The organism is Dietzia sp. NCCP-2495 (genome assembly GCF_026011735.1).
GTDB lineage: Bacteria > Actinomycetota > Actinomycetes > Mycobacteriales > Mycobacteriaceae > Dietzia.
Genome location: NZ_BRVN01000022.1, coordinates 26,349 through 52,546 on the forward strand (window position 1 = coordinate 26,349; position 26,198 = coordinate 52,546).

The following is a 26,198-nucleotide window of genomic DNA, read 5'->3' on the forward strand; positions in this document are numbered from 1 at the left end:
GCATGACTGTACCGGCCGGAAGGATCCTCCGTTCGCGGGTCCTCGCTGCCGGCGCGCTCGCCGGCGCCGTCCTGCTCGTCGGGACCGGCTGCGCGTGGGACGGGCTCAACTCGCTCCCGCTGCCCGGAGCCGAGGGCAAGGGCGACGGCGCCTACGAGGTCACCATCGAGATGCCCAACGTCACCACCATCACCCGGAACTCACCGGTCCGGGTCAATGACGTCAATGTCGGCTCCATCGCGTCGATGAGGGTCGAGGACTATACCGCAATCGTCACCGTCTCACTCAACGAGGAAGTACGGCTCCCGGCCAACGCCTACGCCAAGATCGGGCAAACCAGCCTGCTGGGTTCGCAGCACCTCGAGCTGTTCCCGCCACCGGATGGCAGCGCGGAGGGGACGCTCGCGGCAGGTGATGTCATCCCCATCGAGCGCGCCGGTGTCTACCCGACCACCGAGCAGACGCTCTCGGCGCTGTCGGTGGTTCTCACCGACGGCGGCCTTGCGCAGTTTGAGACGATCTCGCAGGAGCTCAACACCGCCCTCGACGGCCGTCAGCTCGACGCAAAAGAGGTCATCACCCAGCTGGAGACCACCGTCAGCGGACTCGACGATCAGCGTGCCGACATCGTCGCGGCCATGGAGGGACTCGACCGGCTTGCCCGGCAGATCGACGAGCAGAACGACACCCTCGCCCGCGCTCTCGCACAGATGCCCGAGGCAGTCGGTCTGATCAACGACCAGAAGCAGGAACTGACCACCGCCCTGGTCTCGCTCGGCGACTTCGGAAACAAGGCCAACCAGATTATCGACGCCGGCGGCGGACAGAACCTGGTGGCGAACCTCCGCGACCTCACGCCGGTGCTCGAGGGCCTGGCCAACTCTGGCCGGGATATGACCAGGGTGCTGAGTACACTCATCACCTTCCCCTTCCCGCAAGCCGGAATCGACAACTTCCTGCGCGGTGACTACGCGAATCTCTATATTGACGCCGACTTCAGCAATCCTCGTCTGGAGGAGACGTTCCTGCTGGGTACCGAGTTCGGTAATCGCATGGCCGGCCTCGAGGGCTACGTGGGGCTTGCTCCCGGCTCGGTGGTCAGTCCCGACCCGTTCTCCTTGGACGTGCCCCGGCCCGACGTGGGCGTCGAGAACCCGGACACCGGGAACCCGCCCCCCAGTGAGCAGCCGGCCGACAACCCCGGCGGCCCCGCCGCACCGACCGAGGAGGCCCCCCGATGACCCGGCTCGTGAAGATTCAGCTGACGATCTTCTCCGTGGTCACCGTCGTGGCGTTGCTGGTCATGTCGGTGGTGTACCTCCAGGTGCCTCGTGCCCTGGGGTGGCACCGCACAGACGTCGCCCTGGAGATGCCGGACACCGGTGGTCTGTACCAGAACTCCAACGTCTCCTACCTTGGCAAGACCATCGGCCGCGTGGACTCCGTGACGCTCAAGCCCGGCATGGTCGTGGCCGAGCTCCACTTCGACTCCGGTGCCGACGTGCCAGAGAACGTCCGTGCCGAGATCCGCAGTGTGTCCGCGGTGGGCGAGCAGTTCGTCGAGTTCGTGCCCGAGGGGGAGCCGGAGGGCCGGATGGCCGACGGCACCGTGATCGGCGAGGACCGCGTCGACATGCCGCAGAGCATCGGCCCGGTCCTCGACCAGGCCACCGTTCTCATGGCGTCGATCGACGACGCCAAGATGCGGCGCGTCATCTCCGAGTCGTTCGACGCGTTCAACGGATCTGCCCGGGACCTGCAGCAGTTCCTGGACTCCGCGCAGCTGCTGCTGGAGGAGGCCCAGCGCAACTCGGGAGTCACGCGTCAGCTCATCGAGGACGCGGAGCCGGTGCTCGACTCGCAGTTGCGCTCGTCCGACTCGATCCGCGCATGGACCCGGAACATAGCCGACATCACCGATCAGCTGCGTGAGAACGAACCCCAGGTGACGTCGTTGATCCAGCGCGGCCCGGATGCTCTGGGCCGGGCCACCAAGGTGCTCAACGAGCTGCAGCCCACCATGCCGGTGCTCGTGGCCAACCTGGTCAGCGTGGGTGAGGTCGGCGTGGTCTATAACCGTTCGATCGAGCAGCTGTTGGTGATCTACCCGGCGCTGGTATCATCGCTTGTCACCGCGATCGAAGGGGGCCGCGAATCCGGCTCCGTCAAGGTGGACTTCAACCTGCAGATCAATGAGACCCCGCCCTGCACGACGGGGTTTCTGCCAGCAGAAGACCGGCGGTCCCCGGCCGATCTGTCGGTGCCGCCCCTGATCAACGGGATCTACTGCAAGGTGCCGATGGACTCGCAGATCGCCGCACGAGGTGCACGCAACCTGCCGTGCATGGAGTTCCCAGGGCGTCGGGGAGCCTCTCCCGATGAGTGTCGCGCCGGCAACTACGTGCCCGAGGGCCATAACCCGCCCAACACTAGCGAGGTCGGGCCGCCCGGCAACAACCCCAATGCCTACAACGTCGTGCCGTCGTCCACCTCGGGCGAGCCGGAGATCCGTACCTCCGCCGCGGTGTACGACGCCGAGACGGGCGAGTACTTCGGCGCCGACGGCAAGACGTATCGTCAGCTGAACCTCGGTACCGAGAGTCGGCTCGCGGCGGACGCCGACCTGGCTGACATCCTGACGAACGGAGTGACCTAGTGCCACAGTCTGACCAGACCCCCACCGGTGGTGGGCGGACCGGACTGATCGTGGTTTCGGTGATCGCGGCCCTGTGCCTGGTGGCGGCGATCGTCGCAGCGGGGCTGTGGGTGAGTGAGCGGAACGAGGCGGCCACGGTCCGTGCCGACCGCGCCTCCTCCGCGGAGCTCGACGCGTCCTACCGCGACTTCGCGACAGACGTCATGACCAAGCTCATGACCATCCGGCAGGAGACCCTGTCGGAAGATGTGGACGAGATCGTCGGACTCATCGAGGGTGATTTCTCCGAGCAGTTCGCCCCGCGCCGCGACTCGTACGAGGACGTCGTCACCACCACCAACGTCGTGGCCGACGGCGCGGTGTCCGCGGCGGCGGTCGAGCATTCCTACCCCGATCGAGCCGAGGTGATCATGGCCATCGACCAGACCATCGGTAACCCCAAAGCCGACGAGGACCAGGACCGGCAGTACCGAGTCCGCGTGACGGTCAATCGCCATGAGGACGGCGTGATGAAGGTCTCGGGGGTGAACTTCATCCCGTGAGCACTTCAGACCAGAGCACTCCGGACACGAACACTCCGGACTCGAGCACCCCGGACCAGAGCGCACCCGAGTCCAACGTCCGCGCCGCTCGCCGTGCGCAGCGTGAGGCCGAGCGTGCGGCCCGCGCCCAGCGCAAGGCTGATGCCGCCCGCCAGCGTGCGATGGAGGCAGCCCGTGCCGGCGGCCTCTTCGAGGGCATGGAGGCTGCGGCCCCCGAATCCGGTTCCTCGGCGACCTCGGGCAGAAGCACGACGTCGGGGTCCGGTACGCCATCCGCCGCCGACACTGCCTATGTGGGCGCCACGGCCTCGCCGAAGGAGCCGATAGACCCGGACCGCCAGAAGTTGCTCACCCGCATCCTCGCGGCGGCGTCGGTGGTCCTCGTCGTCGTCGCCGGGTTGGCCACGTGGCAGTACGTCGAGGCCCGCGAGGCCACGGCCGCCGAGCAGCAGATCGCGGACGCGCCCCACGCGGCCACCGACGCGGCGCGCGAGATCGCCACCCAGATGTTCACCTACGACCACCGCACCGTAGACGCGGACCTCGCCGCGGTGCGCCCCAAGCTCGCCGAGCCGGCGCTGGGGGAGTTCGTCGAACAGTCGATGCCGACCGTCGCCTCCGCGGCCAAGCAGCAGGAGGCCACCGTCTACGCGACCGTTGCCGCCGCCGCGCCGCAGGAGGTGGTGGATGCCGAGCACGTGACGGTGCTAGTGATGCTCAACCGGATGGTCTCCACCAAGGACACTCCCGAGGCCGCCAGTTCCGCCTCCCGGCTCAGCCTGGAGATGCAGTTCGACGGCGAGAGCTGGAAGCTGGCCAAGCTCAACGCGCTGTGATCATCCCGGCACTGTGATCGGCCCGGCACGGTGACCGCCCCGGCGCTGTGATCGGCCCGGCGCGGGCCCCCGGCCGTCAGTTGTCGGGGGTGGCGTCCAGCGTCTCGAAGAATCGGCGCGCCCACGCGTGGACGTCGTTGCCCAGGACCTGACGGCGCAGAGCCCGCATGCGACGCCGGCGTTCCTCGACGGGGTCGGAGATGGCCGCCATGATCGCGTCCTTGACGCCCTCCAGGTCGTGCGGATTGCACAGGTAGGCCTGGCGCAGTTCGGCCGCCGCGCCCGCGAACTCGCTGAGCACCAGGGCCCCCGCGCCGTCGGTACAGGTGGCGACGTACTCCTTCGCGACCAGGTTCATGCCGTCGCGTACGGGCGTGACGAGCATGACGTCGGCGGCCGCGTAGAAGGCCGTGAGCTCGGACTTGGGCACGGGCCGGTGGATGTAGGTGACGACCGGCTGCCCGATCTCCCCGTACATGCCGTTGATGCGGCCGACCCGTTCCTCGATCCGTGACCGCATGAACTGGTACTGCTCGACGCGCTCACGACTCGGCGTGGCCAGTTGGAGAAACGTCACCTCGGACGGGTCGAGCCGCCCTTCGCCGATGAGCTCCTCGAGTGCCTTGAGGCGGACGTCGATGCCCTTGGTGTAGTCGAGTCGGTCCACGCCCAGCATGAGTACCTTGGGGGAGCCCAGCTCCTCGCGCAGCCTGACGGCGCGGTCGAGGATCGCACGGGTGCGTGCGAGGGCGTCGACGGCCCCCGAGTCGATCGAGATGGGGAACGCGCCGGCGCGCACCATGCGGTCGTCGACGCGGATCTCGGCGGCCTTCGTCTTGTCCGCGCGCAGCCGAACCGAGGGCAGGCCGCTGAGCTTGTTGGCGAGGATGCGGAAGTTGTCCGCGCCGCCGGGCAGGTGGAATCCCACCAGGTCGGCGCCGAGCATGCCCTCGACCAGTTCGGTGCGCCACGGCAGCTGCATGAACAGCTCGACGGGCGGGAACGGGATGTGGAGGAAGAACCCGATGGTCAGGTCGGGTCGGAGTTCACGAAGCAGGCGGGGGACCAGCAGCAGCTGGTAGTCCTGCACCCAGATGGTGGCGCCGGGTGCGGCGGCGGCGGCGGTGGCCTCGGCGAAGCGCGTGTTGACGTCGCGGTACGCGTTCCACCACTCGCGGTGGTACTCGGGCGGGACCACGACGTCGTGGAACAGCGGCCACAGCGTGGCGTTGGAGAACCCCTCGTAGTACAGCTCGATGTCGAGTGCGGAGAGCAGGACCGAGTGGAGCCGGATGCCGTCCGAGTCGAAGGGGTCGGGCGCGGCGTCGGCGACGCCGGGCCAGCCCACCCAGGCGCCGTGGTTGGCCTTGAGGATGGATTCGAGCGCGGTGACGAGGCCGCCGGGACTGGCCTTCCACTGTTCGGTGCCGTCCGCGTCGCGGACGAGGTCGACGGGGAGTCTGTTGGCGACGACGACGAAGTCGGCCCCCGCGTCACCCGTGCCCTGGCCGGCTTCGCGTGTCATGCCCCTACTCCCTGCGCTGTGTGGTGGTGGATTACTCGGCGTCGTCCGGCTCGGCGGTCTCGGGGCCGATGCCGAGCATGTCGATGAGCATGCGGCACTCCTCGGCGTCCTTGGAGTAGCTGGCCACGACGAGTCGTGCCTGCTGCGCGGTTTCGTCGGCAACCTCTTCGATGTCGTCGATCTGGGGCTCTTTGCTGTCGGCGGCGGCAGTTGCCATCGATGTCCTCCTGTGGTCGGGGTCGGACTGGCGCGTCCCAGGTCGGGGCGCCCCGAGTCCGTGGTCGATTCTACGTCACAGTTCGGCGGCGGCGGTTCGCCGCAAGTTACGGGTGAGCCACTCGCCGAACACCACGCCCGCGGCGAGTGACAGCGCGATCGCCAGTGCCTGGAACATCAGGCCGAGACCGATACCGGTCTGGTCACTCGTCAGGGCCGACAGGCCGCGGTAGACGGACAGGCCGGGCAGGAACGGCGTGATGCCGGCGATCGTGACGACCAGCGGGGGCAGGGTCGCGATACGGGCGAGGATGCCGCCCACCAGGCCCATGGCGCAGGCCGCGAGTGCGGAACCCACCACCACGTCGAAGCCGGCGAAGGTGATGATCTGGTAGATCGCCATGCCCATCGCGCCGACGCCCGCGGCGAGGAGTGTCGCCCGCACGGTGGCGTAACTGGCGACCGCGAAGCCGGCGGCGCCGACCGCCGCGGCGATGATCGCGACGTGGGTCGCGGCGTTGCCGGTGATTGTCGGATCGATGGGGGGAGGGGACAGGCCCAGGCGGCCGAAGAGCGCGAGGGCGATGGTGATGCCGCCGAGGACGCCGCCGGTGAGGACCAACGTCTCGACCCCTCGGCCGGCGGCGGTGACGGGGAAGCCCGTGATGGCGTCCTCGATCGAGCCGACGAGGGTCAACCCGGCCAGGAGGACGATGATGCCGGCGGCGACCAGTTGGGATGGTCGGATCTCGATGAAGGCGTCCGCGAGGAAGCCGAAGGCGATGAGGGCCCACGCCGTGGCGATGAAGCCGCCCACGATCTGTTGGAAGAACGTGGGGAGGCGGAGTCCGTCGAGGAACCGGTTGGCGTACATCAGGGCGAAGGTCGAGACCATCGAGAGAAGTCCCGCCAGTGGAGTGCCGCCGAGTTGGATCACCACCGCGCAGCCCAGCATCGCCCAGCCGAGGATCGCGACCCGGAACGAGTGGGGGTGCGGCGAGGAGACGATCGCCTCGACCTCGTTCGACGCCTGCTCGACCGTGAGTTGGCGGCGGACGATGAGGTCGATGAGCCGGGCCGCGCGCGTCACCCGTGTCATGTCCACGGTGCGGTAGTTGACCACCCGCATCACCGAGATCGGCGGGCGACCCCGCCGACGGTTGACGCCGATGCTCAGCGACGTGAACGTCACCTCGACCGTCGCGTGGGGCAGGCCGAACGCCGCGGCCACGGACTCGGCCTGGGCTACGGTGTCGGCCGCGCCCTCACCGGAGGAGAGGAGGATGCTGCCGATCTCGAGGGCGAGGTTGAGGACGTCGGTGACGGCGCCGTCGTCGTCGAGATCCACCGGCGCCATCGGCGACAGCGGCGGCTCGACGGCGAGGTCCATCGCGGATTTGCGCAAACCCAGCCGCGCCAGGGGGCGGGTGAAGGGTGAGATGGTGTCGCGGAAGTCCACGGTGGACACCGTAGTCGGGAGCACGGAGGGTGGTCGGGTTAGGATGGTTCCCGGTCGCTGGCGACCTGATCGATCTGCGGATCTACACATCGACGGATCGGCGGGTCAGGGTGGCCGTGCTGGAGTGGCGCAATTGGTAGCGCACCCGACTTGTAATCGGGCGGTTGCGAGTTCAAGTCTCGTCTCCAGCTCTCCTGGGGATGGTGCCGAGGCAGTCGTCTGAGGCGTGTGTCCGCGACATCAGTCCGACGCGAGGCGTCCGAGAGCAGCCCAGGCGCCCTCGAGGCGGCCGCGGGCCGAGCGCAGCGCCTCCTCCGCCCCCGCGAGATCTCCCAGTACCGCCGCGAGCGTCTCGTCCGTGGTCCACACCGAGCCGGGGTCGACCCGCAACTCAGCGGTATCCCAGGTTTCACAGCGTGCGCGCAGCATCGCGAGATCGTCGGTCAGTCCTCTGAGATGAGCCGTCAGCTCACCTAATTGCGGGTAGAGATCCTGGGGTCGGGACGTTCCCATTGATTTTCCTTTAACGAGGGTGGGAAAATGGCATCACTACGTGCAGCGTCCGGCAACTGCGTCCATCTGCAGCACTTGCCGACGGTGTCCGCGCACAGTGTCGTTCATCGACGATGATCTCGAAAGGGCCGTAGCCGTGAAGGAGCAGTCGGCGAGTGACGTGGCAACGCGATGGATGTTCGCTGTGGTCGGTGGCGACTACGACGCGGCGGTGGCGTTGTCGTCGTCGTCCATCGTCTACAGGCTCGGTGAGATCCGCACCTACATCGGACACGAGGGGGTTCACGACATCGCAGTGGATTTCGGCCGGCTGGCCGGCTTCCTCGACGTCTCGATCGAGGGTGAGGTCCTGGAGTCGGACGGTGTGGTGGCGCTGCGGCGACTCGAGCGATACCTCCTCCCCTCCGGCGGGATCGAGATCCGGGGCTGCTCGTTCGTCGAGGTCACCGACGGGTTGGTGAGCCGGTGGTCAGACTACAAATCCCTGGCGACCCTGGATCGTATCGCGGGGTGAGGGGTGGCCGAGAGGGGCGTCCCGGGACACAGGGGCAACCAGGCGACACAGGGGAGAGCAGACGGATGAGCGAACACGGTGACCCGGACACAGAGGCCTCCCCTCACACGGACACGCCTGCCGACGTAGCGCTCCGGCTGCTCGCCGCGGCCCTTACCGGCGACGTGCCCACGGCTCAGGCGTGCTGCACGCCCGACGTGGAGCTCTTGATGGAGGACACCCAAGTGGTGCACGGTCTCGAGGAGGTGCGACACGTCATCGAGTTCCACACCGAGGTCGCGACGGACGTCCGTTGCGACATTCACCACGTGCTGACCTCGGACACAGGCGACACCGTCGCGATCAACAGGACAATACGCATGTGCATCGGCGGTACCCGGGTCGTGCTGGAGGTGGGCGCGTTCTTCGAGTTCGAGCACGGGCTCGTCCGCCGCTGGGTCGACTACCACGACATGCGGCCGGTCACCGACGCACTCGGGCACTGACGGGCAGCCGCGACGCGGCGCACTCGGCGCGGGGGCGGGGCGTCAGGCCTCGGGGACGAACTCGCCGTAGCCCAGTTCGCGCAGGGCGCTCCTCAGGGTCTCCGCCGCAGCATCCGACTCCTCGGCCGGGGCGTCCGGGTTGGCCCGGGACAAGTCGAATCCGGACATGTCGTTCGCGGGGAACACGTGAATGTGCGTGTGCGGAACCTCGAAGCCGGCGATCAGGTAGCCCGCGCGCGATGCGTCGAATCCCGAGAGCACGGCCTTGCCCACGGCCTGGGCGACCTCGTTGAGCCGCGTGAGCAGCGCCGGTTCCAGATCCGTCCACCGGTCGATCTCGGTGCGGGGAACGACGAGCACGTGTCCGGGTGCGACCGGGGCGATGGTGAGAAAGGCGACCACCTCCGGGTCCTTCCAGACGAAGCGACCCGGCAGTTCACCGGCGATGATCTTGCTGAAAACCGACGACATGACCCAAAGAATACGGATTTCGCCCGCTCACGTCCGACCGACGGGGAGTATCGAGTGTTTAATGGAGTTGTGTGGTCCCGTCAACAAGCGGAGACCCGCTTGTCCCAGTAGCAATCGAAGGAGCGCCGTCATGGTCGAGCCTCTTGTTCCGGCGTCGGCGCCGGCGGAGACCGCCAACGAAGGTCGGGAGCAGCAGATCACCAAGAAGAAGTCCTATCACCACGGTGACCTTCGCAACGCGATCATCCTCGAGGCCACCGCGCGAGCGCGCGAGTCCGGGGAGAAGGCGATCGTCCTGCGGGAGATCGCGCCCCAGATCGGTGTGTCCGCGACGGCCGCGTACCGGCATTTCACCAACCGCCAGCAGCTCGTCGAGGAGGTGTCGGCCCAGGGGTATCTCGCGATGGCGGAGCGTCTGGCGGCCGTCGAGCCCACCACCGGCGTGAGCGACCCGGTGCTCGCCGCCTACCTCGACCTGCGGAACCTCGCGATGGGCATCGTGGCGTTCGCGGTGGACGAGCCGGCGTGGGCGCGGATGATGCTGGAGAGCCTCGGTTCCTCCACCACGGTCGCCGAGAAGGCCATGGAGGCCCGCGAGAACCTGCAGGCCGTCGTCGACCGCGGGGTAGAGGTGGGTGCGTTCGTGCAGGGCAGCAACCTCGTCGGCCAGCGTTCGATGTGGGCGGCGATCGACGGGCTGAGCGTCCAGGCCATGTTCGGTATCCATCAGATGGACACCGAGGAGGCGTCGGCCACCGTCGCGCGCACGATCGACCTGTGCCTGACCGATCTCCTCACCGACGAGGGGCTGCGCGTCCGCGACGCGGCGGACCTGCCGGTGCGCGCACTGTCGGACTTCCGGGCCTGATACACGCGGGACAGTCCTGACCGACGCGGGACTTTCCCGACCCGCGCGGAGTTTCCCGACGGGCCGGGTCGGCCGAGCCCGGCGGCGGCGCTACTGTAGGCGCTGTGCGCATTCTCGTGATCGGATCCGGTGCTCGTGAGCACGCCCTCCTCGTAGCCCTCGCGGCGGACCCCGCGGTGACGGAGCTCCACGCCGCGCCGGGCAATCCCGGCATGGTCCAGGCGACCTGTCATGACGTGTCGGTGACCGACCCGGCGGCGGTCACCGCACTGGCCCGCCGGGTGGGGGCCGACCTCGTCGTCGTCGGACCCGAGGTCCCCCTCGTCGCGGGCGTCGCCGACGCCCTGCGCGCCGCCTCGATCCCGGTCTTCGGACCGTCCGCCGACGCGGCGCGCATCGAGGGCTCCAAGGCCTTCGCCAAGGACGTTATGGCCGCCGCCGGCGTGCGCACCGCGCGCGCCGAGATCGTCGACTCGCCCGCGGACCTCGACGAGGCGCTCGACCGGTTCGGTCCCACCTGGGTGGTGAAGGACGACGGCCTCGCCGCGGGGAAGGGCGTCGTGGTGACACCGGACCGCGCCGCGGCCCACGCCCACGCGCTGGCGTGTCTCGACGACGGCCACCCCGTCCTGCTCGAGTCCTTCCTCGACGGTCCCGAGGTCTCCCTGTTCTGCCTCGTCGACGGCGAGACGGTCGTCCCGCTGCTGCCCGCGCAGGACCATAAGCGCGTCGGCGAGGGTGATCGCGGACCCAACACCGGCGGCATGGGCGCCTACACGCCGCTGCCGTGGCTGCCGGAGGACATGGTCTCGCGGATCGTCACCGAGGTATGCGAGCCCGTCGCCCGCGAGATGGTGGCGCGCGGCTGTGGCTTCTCCGGCCTGCTGTACGCCGGCCTGGCGATCACGTCGCAGGGCCCGGAGGTGGTGGAGTTCAACTGCCGCTTCGGCGACCCCGAGACCCAGGCCGTCCTGGCGTTGCTCGAGTCGCCGCTCGGCCAGATCCTGCACGCGGTGGCCACCGGCACCCTCGCCGAGCAGCAGCCGCTGGTCTGGCGCGACGGCGCCGCCGTGACCGTCGTGCTGGCCGCGGAGAACTACCCCGGCACCCCGCGCCGCGGCGACGAGATCACCGGCGCCGAGCAGCCGGGCGTGCTGCACGCGGGAACCGCTCGCGACGACGAGGGCACGCTGGTCTCCGCCGGCGGACGCGTGCTGTCCGTCGTGGGGACCGGTGCCGATCTCGCCACCGCACGCGCCGAGGCCTACCGGATCCTCGACGGCATCGAGCTGGTGGGCGGCCACTTCCGCCGCGACATCGGTCAGGCCGCCGAAGAGGGGCGCATCAGCATCCCCGGCTGAGTTTCCCAGGGGTTCTTGCGCGGTCACCCGGTGGCCGTCCTGGTCTCGCAGCGGGAGTAGCTCTCAGTGGGAGCAGCTCTCAGCGGGAGTAGAGAGCCATCCGGGGAACCTGTGCGACGATCCACGGGCTGAACACGAACGGAGTGGAGTCGACGGCCAGCCGCACGTCCTCCGGCCTCGCCCAGTGGTGGGCGCACACCTCATCCTGCCGCGGGTTCAGGTCCGCGCGGATGCGGGCGGTGAACACCGGGCAGATCTCGTTCTCCACCACCCCGGAATCGTCCACGGCGCGGTAGCGGAAGTCGGGGATCGCGGGTTCGATCGTGTCGACCCGCGTACCCAGCTCCTGCTCGGCCCGCCGCACGATCGCCTCCGTCGGGTCCTCGCCCGGGCCGGGATGCCCGCAGAACGAGTTGGTCCAGATCCCCGGCCAGGTCAGCTTGGACAGTGCGCGGCGGGTGAGCAGGACGCGCCCGTCGTCGTCGACCAGGTGACACGAGAACGCCAGGTGCAGCGGGGTGTCGGCGGTGTGGATGGTCGCCTTGTCCGCCGAGCCGACGGGCGTGCCCGCCTCGTCGAGCAGCACGACGAGTTCAGCGTCGGCGGTGCCGGCGCCGGCGTCCGGGGCCTGGGGGTCGGAGCCTGCGGCGGGGGAGTCGGGGTGCGGGGCCATGCCACTCACCCTAGGCGCAGCACGGGCGATCGGCCCGCCGGGCTCTGTCCGTCAGCCCGACAGGCTCAGTCCGCAAGCACCGTCCGCAGGCCCCGCCCGCCTCAGTTCGCCAGACCGCGGGCGATCACCAGTCGCTGGATCTGGTTGGTGCCCTCGAAGATCTGGGTGATCTTGGCTTCGCGCATGTAGCGCTCGACCGGGAACTCGCGGGTGTAGCCCACGCCGCCGAGCACCTGGACAGCGTCGGTGGTGACCTTCATGGCCGCATCGGTGGCGGTGAGTTTGGCGACCGAGGCCTCGCGCGAGTACGGGCGGCCGGCGTCCTTGCGGCGGGCGGCGTCGAGGTAGGTGGCGCGTGCGGAGCCGACTGCGGCGGCCATGTCGGCCAGCAGGAATCCCAGGCCCTGGTGGCCGATGATGGACTTGCCGAACGCCTCGCGCTCGTTGGCGTAGGCCACGGCGTCGTCGAGGGCGCGCTGGGCGATCCCGGTCGCGATGGCGGCGATCCCCAGGCGGCCCGAGTCGAGGGCGGAGAACGCGAGCCTCAGTCCGTCGCCCTCGGCCCCGATCAGCCGGTTCGAGTCCACTCGGGCACCCTCGTACGAGGCGGTGGTGGTGGGCACGCCGTTGAGGCCCATCTTGTCCTCGGGCTTGCCGAAGTGAAGGTTCTCGGTGTCGCGGGGCACGAGCAGGCAGGAGATGCCGCGAGAGCCCTCGCCGGTGCGCAGGAAGGTGTTGTAGACGTCGGCGATCCCGCCGTGGGTGATCCACGACTTGGTGCCGGTCACGACGTAGGGCGCGTCCGGGGCGTCGCCGTCGCGTTCGGCGCGGCAACGCAGCGCCGCCGCGTCGGAGCCGGCCTGCGGCTCGGAGAGGGAGTAGGCGCCGATCTGCTCACCGGCGAGCATGCCGGGCAGCCACGCGTTCTTCTGCTCGTCCGTGCCGTAGGTCGCCAGCGGGAAGCAGGCGAGTCCGTGGACGCTGGTGGCCACGGCGACCGCGGCCCAGCGGGCACCAAGCTCTTCGAGCACCTGCAGGTACACCTCGTACGGCTGGTCGCCGCCGCCGAACTCCTCCGGGTAGGGCAGTCCCAGCAGGCCGACCTCGCCGAGCTGGGCGAACAGACCCTCGGGGTACGTGTGGTCCTTCTCGTGCTGCGCGGCGACCGGCTCCAGCAGCTTGTCCGCGACGTCGCGGGTCATCTCGATGAGGTCGTATGCCTCGTCACTGGGCAGCATGCGGTCGACGGCCATGAGGGTCCTCCGGGTGGGTGCGGGGTACGTGCGGGACGGGTGAGGGGAAACTGAAGGGCAGGGACAGGCAGGGTTCTGACCTTTCATTAGAGTGCACCCGCCGACCCGCGGAACGCCAGATCCTGAAGCGGGGGTGCCCGTTGGTGGGTGGTGATGGCGCGGTGCGCTGTGAAAGAGAACAATCTGTCGGTATGACCCAGAACACTCCGTCCGACGGCGCCGCGTCCGACGGCGCCGCGTCCGCCAGCACCGCGTCCACGCCCCTGTCTCCCGAGCAGCTGCTCGCGATCTATGACGTCCCCGGCGCCAGCGCCGCGGAGTTCCTCTGCGACCGGCACGATCCCGAGGCCGTGGCCTTCACGATCATCGACCCCGACCTGTCGAGCCGCGACATCACCTATGGCGAGCTGCGGATCGAGTCCGAGAAGGTCGCCGCCGCGTTGGCCGAGCTCGGCGTGTCCGAGGGGGACCGGGTCGCCACCCTGATGTCCAAGTCCGCGGACCTGGTGTTCACCCTGGTGGGTATCTGGCGCCTGGGCGCGGTCCACATGCCGCTGTTCACGGCGTTCGCCTGGCCCGCCATCGAGATGCGGATCACCGGCGGCGACGCCAAGGTGATCGTCTCCGACGCCGACCAGCGCGGGAAGATTGAGCAGACCCCGGTCCCCGTCGTGGTGGCGGGCCTGGCCGACTGCCCCGAGGCCCGCGAGGGCGATCTGGACCTGGCGACCATCGTCGCGGCGCAGGAGCCCGGCCGGCCCGCCGCGGTCACCGGTCCGGATGCCGGCATGGTCATGCTGTTCACCTCCGGCACCACCGGCACGCCGAAGGGCGTCGTGGTTCCGGTGCGCGCGCTGGCCGCGTTCCACCAGTACATCGAGACCGGTCTGGACGTGCGCGCCGATGACGTGTTCTGGAACGGCGCCGATCCGGGCTGGGCGTACGGCCTGTACTACGGCATCCTCGGCCCGCTGGCCCTCGGTCGCCGCAGCCTGCTGCTGCACGCCCGCTACTCGCCGGAGCTGGCGTTCGCGGTGCTGCAGTTCTACAAGGTCACCAACTTCGCCGCCGCGCCGACCGTCTACCGCACGATGCGCGCCAAGGCCGACATCGCCCCGAACGACGTGACGCTGCGTCGCGCCTCGGCGGCCGGCGAGCCGCTCACGCCCGAGGTGATCGACTGGTCGATCAAGCAGTTCGGCGTGGAGGTGCGCGACCAGTACGGACAGACCGAGCACGGCATGTTCATCATCAACCCGTGGCACGACGCGCTTCGCGAGGACGTCCGTCCCGGTTCGATGGGCGTGCCCCTGCCGGGCTGGGCCTGCACCGTGCTCGCCGCGGACTCCGACGAGCCCGCCCCGGCGGGTGAGCTCGGCCGCGTGGCGATCGACGTGCCCGCGAGCCCGCTCATGTGGTTCACCGGGTATCACGAGGCGCCGGAGAAGACCGCCGAGCGTTTCAGTGCCGACGGACGCTGGTACTACACCGGCGATGCCGCCAAGCTCGACGAGGACGGCCACTTCTACTTCTCCAGCCGCGACGACGACGTGATCCTCATGTCCGGCTACCGGATCGGGCCGTTCGACGTGGAGTCGGTCCTGGCGCAGCACCCGGACGTGCTCGAGTCCGCCGTGATCGGCGTCCCCGACGACCTGGCGGGCGAGGTCCTCGAGGCCTACGTCGTGTTGCGCGAGGGAGTTGTCGACGACGACGAGAAGGTCTCCGAACTCCAGAAGTGGGTCAAGACCGAGTTCGCGTCCCACGCGTTCCCCCGCAAGGTCCATTTCGTCCGCGAGCTACCCAAGACCCCGTCGGGCAAGATCCAGCGCTTCCTGCTCCGCAAGGAGCGCGCCGCACAGGCTTGATCCGGTCAGGGCTGATTCGGCTAAGCCTGATCCGGCCAGGCCGACCCGGGCAGACCAGCGCCCCGCACTAAGGAATGACTCACATTCCCTGGTGCGGGGCGCTATCTTCGCAGTCATGTCTTCTCGCTCCGGTGCCCGCCGTGTCGGGGCTGCCGCCCTCGCCGTCGTGGTCATCTCCACCTCCACAGCCGCTACCACCGCTACCGCCACTACCGCTGCCGCGGCCCCGGCGTCGGCCAATCCCGCGATCTCGTCGGTCGCCCCGGACCCGACCGTGCTGCGCGGCGCGGATGGCGCGTATCACGTGTACGCGTCCTCCGACGACTGGTCCGACGGTGCCGGCTACCGGGTGATCCCGCATTTCCGCTCGTTCGACCTGGTCGAGTGGGAGTATGTGGGCAATGCGTTCCGCTCCCTCCCGGCGTGGGCCCCGGCGGGGTCGTTCCTGTGGGCGCCGGACGTCCACGTGGCCGACTCGGGCGCGGTCATGTACTACACCACCGGTGGCATCGAGCCGTGTGTCGGTCGCGCTAGTGCGCCGGGCCTCGAGGGGCCCTGGACCCACGATTCCGGGCCGATCGTGTGCCACGGCGAGTACCGCGGCGAGGTCCTCGATCCCATGGATCCGGAGGTCGTGTTCACCGAGATCGGCCCGGTAATGCTCATGGGCAACTTCGAGGGGATTCACGCGGTGCCGATGAACGCCGAGGGGACCGCGCTCGAGGGTGACCCCGTGCTCATCGCCGGTACAGGCGTAGAGGCTCCGACTGTGCTCGCCCGGGACAGTCACACGCACCTGTTCACCAGCGCCGGCCTGTGCTGTGACGGCGAGGGCTCGCAGTACCGCGTGCTGGGCGGCCGCGCGGATGACCTCATGGGGCCGTACGTCGACAGCGGCGGACGCCCGTTGCACGAACCGGACTCGGGGGACGTGATCCTGCACGGTGACGACGACTGGGTCGGCCCGGGTCACGTGGACGTAGCGACCGACGACGCCGGGACCGACTGGATGCTTTACCACGCTGCCCCGCGCGGCAGCGCCGTCCTGCCCAACGGGGTCCAGCGGCGGTACATGATGATCGACCGGATCGACTGGGAGACGGTACCGGGCACCACCGGAATGTGGCCGCGGGTGGGTGACGGCACGCCGTCGACCCTGCGTCCGTCCGATCCCGTGGTCGACCTCCCCGTCCGCCTCACCGCGGTGGGGGACGTGACGCACAGAGTGGACGACGACGAGCTGGTCGACCTGACAGTCCTGGTGCAGTCGACCGGGCCCGAGTATTCGGGAGATCTCCGGGCGGACCTGACCGGACCGGACATGGTGCGCACCCCGGTGCAGCTGGTGACCGATGAAGGCGGGGGCGACGCCGTTCCGGTGGCCGTCGTCCCGGTGACCGTCGCGGCGGGCGCGTCACTGGAGCGGGCGCTCACCCTGCGGACAGGCGAGCTGGGCGCCGGCTCGTATGAGCTGGTGATCTCGGTCGGGACCACCGGCGGCCCGGCGCAGGAACTGGCCGTGTTCGGACTCGAAGTGGCCGGAGACGGCTCGCTCTCGCTGGGCTCTCTCGGCTCAGGCGCACTCGGGTCTGTACCGGTGGGGTCGGGTACAGGGTCGGGGTCGAGGTTGGGCTCGGGGTCGAGTACGGGGTCGGGGTCGTTCGGAAGCTGAACTGATGACTACCCTCACCGTCATGCCCGTGCCCCGCGACCCGTCCCGCCGTTCGGCCGTCGAGACGTTCCACGTCATGAGCGTCCTCGCCGCCGCAGCCCGCCGCCAGGAGACCCACGGTGACGTGATCTCCCTCTGCGCCGGGCAGCCCTCGACCCCTGCGCCCGGCCCGGTGCTGGCGGCCGCGCATCACGCCCTCGACACGGAGATCCTCGGCTACACCGAGGCGTTGGGCATCCGCCCCCTGCGCGAGGCGATCGCGACGTATCACCGGGAGCGGGACGGCGTGGAGGTGTCGGCCGACGACGTCGTCGTCACCACCGGATCCTCGGGCGGCTTCACGGTGCTGTTCCTCGCCGCGTTCGACCCCGGCGATGTGGTGGTCATGGCGCGGCCGGGGTACCCCGCCTACCGCAACACGCTGCAGGCGCTCGGGTGCCACGTGCGCGAGATCCCGTGCGGGCCCGAGACCCGCTACCAGCCGACGGTGGCGCAACTCGAGGCGGTGACCGCCGAACTCGGGCACGCGCCTGCGGGACTCATCGTGGCCAGCCCCGCGAACCCGACCGGCACCATCATCGGTGCGGAGGAGCTCGCGGCGCTCGCGGGCTGGTGCGACGAGCACGGGACGCTGCTGGTCAGCGACGAGATCTACCACGGCGTCACCTACGGCCGCGAGTGTGCGAGCGCCTGGCAGTCCAGCCGGAACGCCGTGGTGATGGGTTCGGTGTCGAAGTACTTCTCCATGACCGGCTGGCGGATCGGCTGGATGCTGCTGCCCGAGTATCTGCGCGATCCCGTCGACCGCCTGATCGGCAACCTCACCATCTGCCCGCCGGCCGATGCGCAGTTCGCGGCCGTTGCGGCGTTCACCCCGGAGTCCGCTGCCGAGCTCGACGGTCACGTCGAGCGGTACGCCCGCAATCGCGAGCTCGTCCTGCGTCGGCTGGGGGAGCTGGGCGTGGGGGAGATCGCCCCGCCTGACGGCGCCTTCTACGCGTACTTCGACGCCTCGCGTTGGACCGACGATTCCGTGGCATGGTGCGCCGAGATCCTCGACCGGACCGGGGTGGCGCTGACGCCCGGCGTCGACTTCGACACCGTCGACGGCCGCCACACCGTCCGGCTGAGCTTCGCCGGAGGTACCGAGGAGGTCGCCGAGGCGCTGGACCGGCTCGAGGCGGTGCTGGGCTAGTAAGGTTCCGGGCGGCCGGGCCGCTGGGACTCGCAGCTCATGATGGCAGCCCTGTCCGGCGGCTCGGCGGGTTACCGTCGGCGCATGGGTTCCGCCGAGATCATCACCGCCAGCGTCTACATCACTCGTCCGTGGCTCCTCTTCCAGGGGCCACTCACGACAGAGCAGATCTACATGAACGCCTCGCAGATCTTCAACGCCTCGACCGGCGGCTCGATGGTGTCCTGACCCGCGACGGTGTCCTGACCCGCATCGGAGGACGAGCCGGCCGCGACTAGACCGGCGGCTCGTCACCCTGCTGGGCTGAGTGCGGGCGGCGCTTAGCGTTGAGCTCGTCGTACTGCCGCTGGTACTCGGTGGTGCCGTGGGTGGTGCTTTCGGCGGTCCCGTGGTGCGCAACGCACGTGGTGAACGGCTGTGCCCAGGTCGCGGCACCGTGCGACTGCCTCCGAGCGCGTCGGGCAGCTCTCGCCACTCGGCGGTGTCTCTCCGTGACGGCGTCGGCGCGGAGTTCTCCAGGAAGCCCCTTGCCGCTCGTGTCGTGCGGGGCGGGGTCATAGTCGCGGTAGCCGTCCCAGGCGCCGGCCTCGGCACGCTCCCGGGCCAGGCGATATCTCGCCAGTGGACCGGTGGGACGGGTGTACATGGTCTCGCCGTCCGGTGAGGTGAGGACGAGCGTGCCGTCGGGCTCCATGCGGTAGTCCCAGCCAGCAAAGGTCTTGAACCGATGGTGGCTCCGGCACTGGGCGGCCAGATTCCACTCCACAGTCAGCCCGCCTGCCGCAGGATCGTCGTGGTTGAACGGTACGACATGGTCCAGATCACAGGCCTCGGCCGGGACTGCGCAGCCGGGATGACGGCACGTGCCGTCCCGGAGTCTGATCCTGCGGGCGAGTGCGGCGCCGGGGCGATATCGCAGTGATTCCTCGTCGGAGTCCGCGGCGCCGATCGTGGGGTCCACGCTCTCGATGACCGTATTGTCGGCCAGCTTCAGCATTGCCAGCAGGGACTCGATGGCGGCCTCGCCGGACCGGGGGAACTCGACGCCGGCCTCGCTGAGGTGCGAACCATCCGGGACGTTTCCGCCGGTCGGATTGGTGATGACCGTGATCCGCGGACGGAGGGAGAGTCCACCGCCTGTGGTGTTGCCGCCAGCGCCTCCGCCATTGCCGCCGCTGCCTCCGGAGGGGGAGCCGTCCGTGTCTCCGCCGGGGCCGGGCTCGGGTTCGCCGCCGTGAGCGGGGCCGAGACCGCCGCAGACCTTTGACATGAGGGCGTCCGCGCGACGCTGTGCTTCGGTGTAGCCCTCATCGTCGGTGGAATCGGGCTCTGGCTCGCCTGAGGATTCAGCCTCGGCGCGGGCGGTGTCCCGGGCGGCGTTCTCTGCCTCACGGTCGAGCTCCACCTGCTCGTCGAGTGCCTCGGCAAGGACTGCCGCCTCGTCCGAACGGAGGGTCGCGTTGACGGTGGTCATCCCGTCCTGGCCCTTGTTGATCCGGACGCCCCTGGCGCGTGCGGCATCGTCCTTCCGCAGGCGGACCGCGTCCCGGTCCATGTCGATGATGATTCGGTCCGCGTGAGCCTTGGCATCGTTGATATTGGGACGCTCGCCGGCAGCGAGCCGGTCGAGGTAGTCCTCGACCACCCGCTTCTGGACTTCGTCGAGCACGCTCTCGTCGACATTGGACATCTGTAGGGCAAGCGCTCGGGCCACCTTCTGCTCCATGAGGCCCGCGAGCATCGACTCCAGGAGGGCCGGGTAGCGGAAATGCAGGTCCGCGGCGAAGGAGATCATCAACCTGGCGCGGGTGGACGAGATCGACAGCATCCGGACCAGGTGGGTGGCGGCCATGAGCTCCGGGTCGACGACTCCGTAGCCGGGCCGGGGCTCGTCGGCAGCGTCCGCGCAGACGGGGTCGATCACGCACTGGGCCATGACCGTGTGCGCCGCCACGAGCCGCAGGCCGGACGCGCGGTTCTCCGCTTCCCAGCTCTCGCGTAGTGCCGCGTTGGCCGCACCCAACGGGTCCAGTGGCGCGCCTGCTTGTACCTCTGATGCCGCCTCTGCCGGCGCGCTTGTCGGGGTGGAGGACGTGGTCGGAGAGGAGGTGGCGAGCGAGTGGATGGTGACCTTGTCGTCGTCGTACTCGTTCCCCATCAGTCACCTCCCCGGTCGGATCGAACTATAAACGTGCTTCGAATCTGCGTTCTAGACTACGTACACATTTTCGACACCGCAAGGATTTTCTGCACGTTTCTCGCGCGGATTTCCGGTCGGTGTGGCCGGGGAGCGCACGGGCACTCGGGCGGGGGGACGACGCCGAGAGCCGGTGTCGGAGTCTCGTGAGAGAATCGAGCCCGTGACCGCCAAGCCTCGTATCTCCAATGTCCTCGCCTCGCGCTACGCGAGCGCCGATCTGGCCACCCTGTGGTCCGCCGAGTACAAGATCGTGCTCGAGCGTCAGCTGTGGATCGCGGTCCTCCGCGCCCAGCGTGACCTGGGAATCGACATCCCCGACGGGGTGATCGAGGCGTACGAGGCCGTGATCGATCAGGTCGACCTGGCGTCGATCTCGGACCGTGAGCGGGTCACCCGCCACGACGTGAAGGCGCGCATCGAGGAGTTCAACGACCTCGCCGGCCACGAGCACATCCACAAGGGCATGACCAGCCGCGATCTCACCGAGAACGTGGAGCAGCTCCAGGTCGTCCGCTCGCTCGAGCTGATGCGTGACCGCGCCGTGGCCGCCGTCCATCGACTCGGCGAGCACGCGGCCTCCCACCGGGACCAGGTGATGGCCGGCCGCAGTCACAACGTCGCCGCCCAGGCCACCACCCTCGGCAAGCGCTTCGCCTCCGCCGCCGACGAGCTGCTCGTCGCGATCGAGCGCGTCGAGTCCCTCCTCGAGCGCTACCCGCTGCGGGGGATCAAGGGGCCGATGGGCACCGCGCAGGACATGCTCGACCTGCTCGACGGTGACGCCTCGCGCATGGCCGAGCTCGAGCAGCGCGTCGCCACCCACCTCGGGTTCTCCCGCACCTTCGACTCGGTCGGGCAGGTCTACCCGCGCTCGCTGGACCACGAGGTCGTCTCCGCGCTCGTGCAGTTGGGTGCCGGACCGTCCTCGCTCGCGCAGACCATCCGCCTCATGGCTGGTCACGAGCTCGTCACCGAGGGGTTCCAGCCGGGCCAGGTCGGCTCGTCGGCCATGCCACACAAGATGAACACCCGGTCCTGCGAGCGCGTCAACGGCCTCCAGGTCGTGCTGCGCGGCTACGGATCCATGGCGGCCGAGCTCGCGGGCGCGCAGTGGAACGAGGGCGACGTGTTCTGTTCCGTGGTCCGTCGCGTCGCGCTGCCGGATTCGTTCTTCGCGCTGGACGGGATGTTCGAGACCTTCCTCACCGTGCTGGACGAGTTCGGCGCGTACCCGGCCGTCATCGACAAGGAGCTCCAGCGCTACCTGCCGTTCCTGGCCACCACCAAGGTCCTCATGGCCGCGGTGCGCGCCGGCGTCGGCCGCGAGGTCGCGCACGAGGCCATCAAGGAGAACGCCGTGGCCGTGGCCCTGGCGATGCGGGAGGAGGGCCGCGAGCCCGACCTCATCGATCGTCTCGCCGCCGACGACCGCCTGCCGCTCGACCGTGAGGCGCTCGAGGCCGCACTCGCCGATCGTGCCGCGTTCATCGGTGCGGCCGCCGACCAGGTCGACGCCGTGGTCGCGCGCGCCGAGGCCCTCATCGCGCGGTACCCGGAGGCGGCGGGCTACACGCCAGGCGCGATCCTGTAGGTCTGGTCGAGTCAGGTCCGGTCTGGTCAGGTCCGGTCACGGCTGCTCGCCGCGGGTCTCGCCGTGGGGCCGGGGGCAGAGCGACGACGACGAGGTCCGCGGACGCCGGCGGGTGGGCGCACGCCGGCGTCCGCGTTCTCCGGGTGACACCGGGAGCGCGGGCCACGATCAGACCGGCGCCGCCTGAAGTCCGTCACACGCACGGGGCCGGGCGCTAATGTTGCGCCCATGAGTCAGACGATCCTCCCCGTGCCCAGAACCGGCGGCCTGCAGGTCGCGATCCACCGGGCGGACACCCCCAGGGCCCTCCTGCTGTTGGTTCACGGCTTCGGCGAACACTCCGGCCGCTACGGGAAGATGATCTCCTTCCTGAACGACCGCGGGATCACCGTCGCGACCTATGACCTGCGCGGTCACGGGACGGCGCCGGGACCGCGGGCGCGGGTCGCGGTCGAGACCCATATCCAGGACAACCTCGCGGTCCGCGACGCCGTCATCGGCTGGGCGGAGAAGGCCGGGGACTCAACGGCGGACCTCCCGCGGCTGCTCATGGGACATTCGATGGGTGGACTCATCTCCGGGGAGTCGGCACTCCGTCGCCCCTGGGATCTGACGGGGCTCGTCCTGTCCTCGCCGGGCCTGGCGGTGGGGGAGAACTCGCCGGCCGTGCTCAAGGCGATCGCGCCGGTCATCGCCCGACTGCTGCCCTTCCTCCCGGTGGAGAATCTCGACGCGAAGGAGGTCTCCCGCATCCCCGAGTACATCGCGGACTACGAGTCGGACCCGCTGGTCCACCACGCCGGCGTCCCCGCACTGTCCGCGGGCTCTCTGCTCGCGGGCGGGAAGAAGTTGCTGGAGCGCTCGCCCGGACTGCGTGTTCCTACTCTCGTCCTCAACGGCAGCGCGGATCCCATCACCGCGCCCACCGGGTCGCGCAGGTTCGCCCTCGAGGCCGGCAGCGCCCATGATCCGCGGCCTGAGATCACGTACCTGGAGATCGAGGGCGGCATGCACGAGTTGTTCAACGATCTCTGCGCGGACGAGGCCTACGAGGCGCTGGGGGCCTGGCTCGACGCGCGGTTGGGCTGAGGGGCGGCTCGGCGCGGTGGCGGCGAGGGACTGAGGCCCGTCGCCCGAGGGAACGGTGTCCGGGGCGGCCGCTACGCTGGCCTCATGCGACCTGCCCTCTCCACTTATCGCCATCTCGCCGCCGGCAAGGTCCGGGAGCTCTATGAGATCGACGCGGACACGCTGCTCATGGTGGCCACCGACCGCATCTCGGCGTACGACCACATTCTCGAGACGCCGATCCCGGACAAGGGCCGCGTCCTCACCGCGATGAGCGCGTACTTCTTCGACGCGCTGGACGTGCCCAATCATCTGGCCGGGCCGATGGACGACGAGCGGATCCCCGCCGAGGTGCTGGGCCGCGCGATGGTGGTCCGCCGGCTGGACATGGTGCAGGCCGAGTGCGTGGCCCGCGGCTACCTGACCGGGTCCGGCATGGTCGAGTACCGCGAGTCGGGGACGGTCTGTGGCATCGAGCTGCCCGAGGGGCTGGTCGAGGCCAGCAAGCTGCCCGAGCCGATCTTCACGCCGGCAACCAAGGCGGCGGTGGGGGACCACGACGAGAACATCTCGTTCTCCCGGCTCACCGAGATCGTCGGTGACGAGATGGCCGAGCGACTCCGCGCCGCGACGTTGGAGGTCTACTCGCGCGCCGCCGAGATGGCGGCCCAGCGCGGTGTGCTGCTCGCGGACACCAAGTTCGAGTTCGGTGTCTCCGGAGGCGAGCTGATCCTCGCGGACGAGGTGCTGACCCCGGATTCCTCGCGGTACTGGCCGGCGGAGGGATACGAGGCGGGGAAGGTGCAGCCGAGCTTCGACAAGCAGTACGTCCGCAACTGGCTGACCGGCCCTGAGTCGGGCTGGGACAAGGCCTCGGACACGCCACCGCCGCCGCTGCCCGCCGAGGTGGTCGAGGCGACGCGTGCGCGGTACATCGAGGCGTACGAGCGTATCTCGGGTCTGCAGTTCGCTGATTGGATCGGAGGCGACGCGTGAGCGAGTCCACTTTCGACGCACCTGACACCGGCACCCCTGACTCGGGCGCCCCCGACACCGGCACACCCACCGCCGCCGGCGCGCCCGCACCCACCCCGCCGGTGGCCGAGCGGCGCCTGCACCGGCGCGAGCACCACGGCCGGGTCTTCGAGGACCACTACGAGTGGATGCGCGACAAGGACGCCCCGGCGACCCGCGAGTACCTCGAGGCAGAGAACGCCTACACCGATGCTTTGACCGCCGACCTCAAGCCGCTCGAGGACGCGGTCTACGAGGAGATCCGCTCCCGCGTCAAGGAGACCGACATGTCGGTTCCCGTGCGCTCGGGCGGCTGGTGGTACTTCTCGCGCACCATCGAGGGCAAGTCCTACGCGCAGCACTGCCGCGTGCCCGTGCCGGCCGAGTTCGTGGCCGACGAGTCGGACCCCGCGGGCTGGGTCCCGCCGGAGGTCTCGCCCGGCGTTGAGCTGCCGGACGAGCAGTTGCTCATGGACGGCAATGTCGAGGCGGAGGGACACGGGTACTTCGCGCTGGGCGCGTTCTCCGTCAGTCACGACGGTCGCATGCTGGCGTGGTCGGTCGATGTCGAGGGCGACGAGCGCTACACCTTGCGTTTCCGGTCGCTGGACCCCGAGGTCACGGCGCCGGAGGACGAGATCCCCGGCATCGCCGCGGGCGTGACGTGGTCGCGGGACGGCGACTATGTGTTCTATGTGACGGTCGACGAGGCGTGGCGACCGGACACCGTGTGGCGGCACCGCGTGGGATCGGGTCGTGACGACGACGTCACGGTGTTCCACGAACCGGACGAGTCCTACTGGATCGGTGTGGGCGAGACCCGCAGCGAGAAGTTCCTGCAGATAGCGATCGGGTCCAAGATCACCACCGAGGTGTGGTGCCTCGACTCCGGCGATCCCGCAGGGGACTTCTGGTGCGTCCGTCCGCGCGAGGAGGGCGTCGAGTACGACGTGGAGCACGCGGTGGTGGGCGGCGAGGACCGGTTCATCGTCACCCACAACGCAGGGGCGCCCAACTCGACGGTCGGCGAGGCTCCGGTCGGGCCGATCGGGGACTTCGGCGAGCTGCGCACGCTGGTGCCGCACCGTGACGATGTCCGGGTCGAGGGAGTGGACGCCTTCGAGCGGGTGCTCGTACTGAGCTACCGCGAGGGGGCGTTGCCCAGGTTCGCGCTCATGCCGCTGGACCCGGACACCGACACCGGCGCCGACGCGTACGGCGAGTTCGAGCCCGTGGAGTTCGACGAGGAGCTGTTCACCTCTGGCGTCGGGTCGAATCCCGAGTGGCGGACCCCCGTGCTGCGGTACGGCTACGGCTCGTTCGTCACGCCCGGTCGCGTCTACTCGATGGACCTGGGGTCGGGCGAGCGGACCCTGCTGCGCGAGCAGGAGGTACTGGGCGGGTACGACCCGTCGGGTTACGTGCAGCGTCGTGACTGGGCCACCGCGGAGGACGGCACGCGGGTGCCGCTCTCGCTGGTCATGTCCGTCGACACCGCCGCCAGGGTGGACGCGGGCGAGCAGGTGCCGACGTTGATCTACGGGTACGGCTCGTACGAGTCAAGCATGGACCCCGGATTCTCGGTGGCTCGGCTGTCGCTGCTGGACCGGGGGATGGTCTACGCCGTGGCGCATGTCCGGGGCGGCGGGGAGATGGGCCGACTCTGGTACGAGAACGGCAAGACCCTGACCAAGCGCAACACCTTCACCGACTTCGTCGCGTGCGCGAGGCACCTGGTCGAGTCCGGGCTCACCGCTACGGATCGTCTGGTGGCCGAGGGTGGCAGCGCGGGTGGCCTGCTCATGGGCGCGGTCGCCAACCTCGCTCCCGAGTTGTTCGCGGGGATCCAGGCGGTCGTGCCGTTCGTCGATCCACTCACCTCGATCCTCATGCCGGAGCTGCCGCTCACGGTCATCGAGTGGGATGAGTGGGGCGACCCGCTGCACGACGAGGAGGTCTACGACTACATGGCCTCCTACGCGCCGTACGAGAACATCGAGGCCAAGGACTACCCGGCCATTCTGGCGGTGACCTCGCTGAACGACACCCGCGTGCTGTACGTGGAGCCCGCCAAGTGGGTGGCGAAGCTGCGCGAGGTGTCGACCTCGGCCAACTCCGCGGAGCGGCCGGTGCTGCTGCGCTGTGAGATGAGCGCCGGCCACGGCGGCGTCTCCGGGCGCTACGAGCGGTGGCGTCAGATAGCGTTCGAATACGCGTG

The 26,198-nt window shown here is 69.5% G+C and carries 24 protein-coding genes and 1 tRNA gene; 17 read left to right on the forward strand and 8 right to left on the reverse strand.

Going from position 1 to position 26,198, the window contains the following annotated elements; translation table 11 throughout:
• Positions 1-2: 2 nt before the first annotated feature.
• Genes OPF83_RS14630 through OPF83_RS14645 form a run of 4 tightly spaced genes read left to right on the forward strand, consistent with a single transcriptional unit; the run spans position 3 to position 4,034 of the window.
• On the forward strand, positions 3-1,241 hold the full coding sequence (locus OPF83_RS14630; protein WP_264888303.1) for an MCE family protein: 1,239 nt from the start codon (positions 3-5) through the stop codon (positions 1,239-1,241).
• The gene (locus OPF83_RS14635) at positions 1,238-2,656 is read left to right on the forward strand and encodes an MCE family protein (protein ID WP_264888305.1); all 1,419 of its coding nucleotides are present in this window, start codon (positions 1,238-1,240) and stop codon (positions 2,654-2,656) included. Before OPF83_RS14630 ends, OPF83_RS14635 begins: the two co-directional genes overlap by 4 nt.
• Positions 2,656-3,198, forward strand: a complete 543-nt coding sequence (locus tag OPF83_RS14640) for a hypothetical protein (RefSeq protein WP_264888306.1) — start codon at positions 2,656-2,658, stop codon at positions 3,196-3,198. The genes OPF83_RS14635 and OPF83_RS14640 overlap by 1 nt, the downstream gene beginning before the upstream one ends.
• On the forward strand, positions 3,195-4,034 hold the full coding sequence (locus OPF83_RS14645; RefSeq protein WP_264888308.1) for a hypothetical protein: 840 nt from the start codon (positions 3,195-3,197) through the stop codon (positions 4,032-4,034). Before OPF83_RS14640 ends, OPF83_RS14645 begins: the two co-directional genes overlap by 4 nt.
• Before the next feature lie 76 nt (positions 4,035-4,110).
• Here OPF83_RS14645 and OPF83_RS14650 read toward each other — a convergent pair whose 3' ends face one another.
• The 3 genes from OPF83_RS14650 to OPF83_RS14660 all read right to left on the reverse strand — a co-directional run bounded on the left by OPF83_RS14650 (position 4,111) and on the right by OPF83_RS14660 (position 7,234).
• Positions 4,111-5,559 (reverse strand): trehalose-6-phosphate synthase, encoded by a 1,449-nt coding sequence (locus OPF83_RS14650; RefSeq protein ID WP_264888310.1) that lies wholly within the window; start codon positions 5,557-5,559, stop codon positions 4,111-4,113.
• 31 nt (positions 5,560-5,590) lie between these two features.
• On the reverse strand, positions 5,591-5,776 hold the full coding sequence (locus OPF83_RS14655; RefSeq protein WP_264888312.1) for a hypothetical protein: 186 nt from the start codon (positions 5,774-5,776) through the stop codon (positions 5,591-5,593).
• Between the two features lie 75 nt (positions 5,777-5,851).
• Positions 5,852-7,234: a threonine/serine exporter ThrE family protein gene (locus OPF83_RS14660; RefSeq protein ID WP_264888314.1), complete on the reverse strand. Its 1,383-nt coding sequence runs from the start codon at positions 7,232-7,234 to the stop codon at positions 5,852-5,854.
• Between the two features lie 118 nt (positions 7,235-7,352).
• On the opposite strand from OPF83_RS14660, the gene OPF83_RS14665 reads away from it, so the two are divergent.
• Positions 7,353-7,425, forward strand: a tRNA-Thr gene (locus tag OPF83_RS14665).
• A gap of 49 nt (positions 7,426-7,474) precedes the next feature.
• Here the strand turns inward: OPF83_RS14665 and OPF83_RS14670 are convergent.
• Positions 7,475-7,747, reverse strand: a complete 273-nt coding sequence (locus tag OPF83_RS14670) for a hypothetical protein (protein ID WP_264888315.1) — start codon at positions 7,745-7,747, stop codon at positions 7,475-7,477.
• Positions 7,748-7,883: 136 nt separating this feature from the next.
• Here OPF83_RS14670 and OPF83_RS14675 point away from each other — a divergent pair, with 136 nt between their 5' ends.
• Entirely contained in the window at positions 7,884-8,261 is a 378-nt protein-coding gene (locus tag OPF83_RS14675; protein WP_264888316.1) for a nuclear transport factor 2 family protein, read from the forward strand.
• A gap of 65 nt (positions 8,262-8,326) precedes the next feature.
• Entirely contained in the window at positions 8,327-8,746 is a 420-nt protein-coding gene (locus OPF83_RS14680) for a nuclear transport factor 2 family protein (RefSeq protein ID WP_264888317.1), read from the forward strand.
• A 42-nt stretch (positions 8,747-8,788) separates the two neighbouring features.
• Here OPF83_RS14680 and OPF83_RS14685 read toward each other — a convergent pair whose 3' ends face one another.
• A complete protein-coding gene (locus OPF83_RS14685; RefSeq protein ID WP_264888318.1) occupies positions 8,789-9,217 on the reverse strand; it encodes an HIT family protein in 429 nt (142 codons plus the stop codon).
• 130 nt (positions 9,218-9,347) lie between these two features.
• Here OPF83_RS14685 and OPF83_RS14690 point away from each other — a divergent pair, with 130 nt between their 5' ends.
• Positions 9,348-10,085 (forward strand): TetR/AcrR family transcriptional regulator, encoded by a 738-nt coding sequence (locus tag OPF83_RS14690; protein WP_264888319.1) that lies wholly within the window; start codon positions 9,348-9,350, stop codon positions 10,083-10,085.
• A gap of 104 nt (positions 10,086-10,189) precedes the next feature.
• Positions 10,190-11,446 carry a phosphoribosylamine--glycine ligase gene (gene purD / locus OPF83_RS14695; RefSeq protein ID WP_264888320.1) on the forward strand — a complete coding sequence of 419 codons (1,257 nt, stop codon included), beginning with the start codon at positions 10,190-10,192 and terminating at the stop codon, positions 11,444-11,446.
• A 79-nt stretch (positions 11,447-11,525) separates the two neighbouring features.
• Here purD and idi read toward each other — a convergent pair whose 3' ends face one another.
• A complete protein-coding gene (gene idi, locus OPF83_RS14700; protein ID WP_264888321.1) occupies positions 11,526-12,119 on the reverse strand; it encodes an isopentenyl-diphosphate Delta-isomerase in 594 nt (197 codons plus the stop codon).
• 101 nt (positions 12,120-12,220) lie between these two features.
• The gene (locus OPF83_RS14705) at positions 12,221-13,372 is read right to left on the reverse strand and encodes an acyl-CoA dehydrogenase family protein (RefSeq protein WP_264888322.1); all 1,152 of its coding nucleotides are present in this window, start codon (positions 13,370-13,372) and stop codon (positions 12,221-12,223) included.
• 191 nt (positions 13,373-13,563) lie between these two features.
• On the opposite strand from OPF83_RS14705, the gene OPF83_RS14710 reads away from it, so the two are divergent.
• The 4 genes from OPF83_RS14710 (at position 13,564) to OPF83_RS14725 (ending at position 18,335) form a co-directional block, all read left to right on the forward strand.
• On the forward strand, positions 13,564-15,240 hold the full coding sequence (locus OPF83_RS14710; RefSeq protein WP_264888324.1) for an AMP-binding protein: 1,677 nt from the start codon (positions 13,564-13,566) through the stop codon (positions 15,238-15,240).
• A gap of 115 nt (positions 15,241-15,355) precedes the next feature.
• Positions 15,356-16,912, forward strand: a complete 1,557-nt coding sequence (locus OPF83_RS14715) for a family 43 glycosylhydrolase (RefSeq protein WP_264888326.1) — start codon at positions 15,356-15,358, stop codon at positions 16,910-16,912.
• Positions 16,913-16,916: 4 nt separating this feature from the next.
• A complete protein-coding gene (locus OPF83_RS14720; RefSeq protein ID WP_375546276.1) occupies positions 16,917-18,107 on the forward strand; it encodes an aminotransferase class I/II-fold pyridoxal phosphate-dependent enzyme in 1,191 nt (396 codons plus the stop codon).
• Positions 18,108-18,191: 84 nt separating this feature from the next.
• Positions 18,192-18,335: a hypothetical protein gene (locus tag OPF83_RS14725; protein WP_264888328.1), complete on the forward strand. Its 144-nt coding sequence runs from the start codon at positions 18,192-18,194 to the stop codon at positions 18,333-18,335.
• Between the two features lie 46 nt (positions 18,336-18,381).
• On the opposite strand, the gene OPF83_RS14730 is transcribed toward OPF83_RS14725, so the two are convergent.
• Positions 18,382-20,265: an HNH endonuclease signature motif containing protein gene (locus tag OPF83_RS14730; protein ID WP_264888330.1), complete on the reverse strand. Its 1,884-nt coding sequence runs from the start codon at positions 20,263-20,265 to the stop codon at positions 18,382-18,384.
• Between the two features lie 202 nt (positions 20,266-20,467).
• On the opposite strand from OPF83_RS14730, the gene purB reads away from it, so the two are divergent.
• The 4 genes from purB to OPF83_RS14750 all read left to right on the forward strand — a co-directional run.
• Entirely contained in the window at positions 20,468-21,898 is a 1,431-nt protein-coding gene (gene purB / locus OPF83_RS14735) for an adenylosuccinate lyase (protein WP_264888332.1), read from the forward strand.
• Positions 21,899-22,126: 228 nt separating this feature from the next.
• Positions 22,127-22,987, forward strand: a complete 861-nt coding sequence (locus OPF83_RS14740; protein ID WP_264888334.1) for an alpha/beta hydrolase — start codon at positions 22,127-22,129, stop codon at positions 22,985-22,987.
• An 84-nt stretch (positions 22,988-23,071) separates the two neighbouring features.
• The gene (locus OPF83_RS14745; protein WP_264888335.1) at positions 23,072-23,962 is read left to right on the forward strand and encodes a phosphoribosylaminoimidazolesuccinocarboxamide synthase; all 891 of its coding nucleotides are present in this window, start codon (positions 23,072-23,074) and stop codon (positions 23,960-23,962) included.
• Positions 23,963-24,063: 101 nt separating this feature from the next.
• Positions 24,064-26,198 (forward strand): S9 family peptidase (locus OPF83_RS14750; protein ID WP_264888338.1); only part of this gene is annotated, 2,135 nt, incomplete at its 3' end.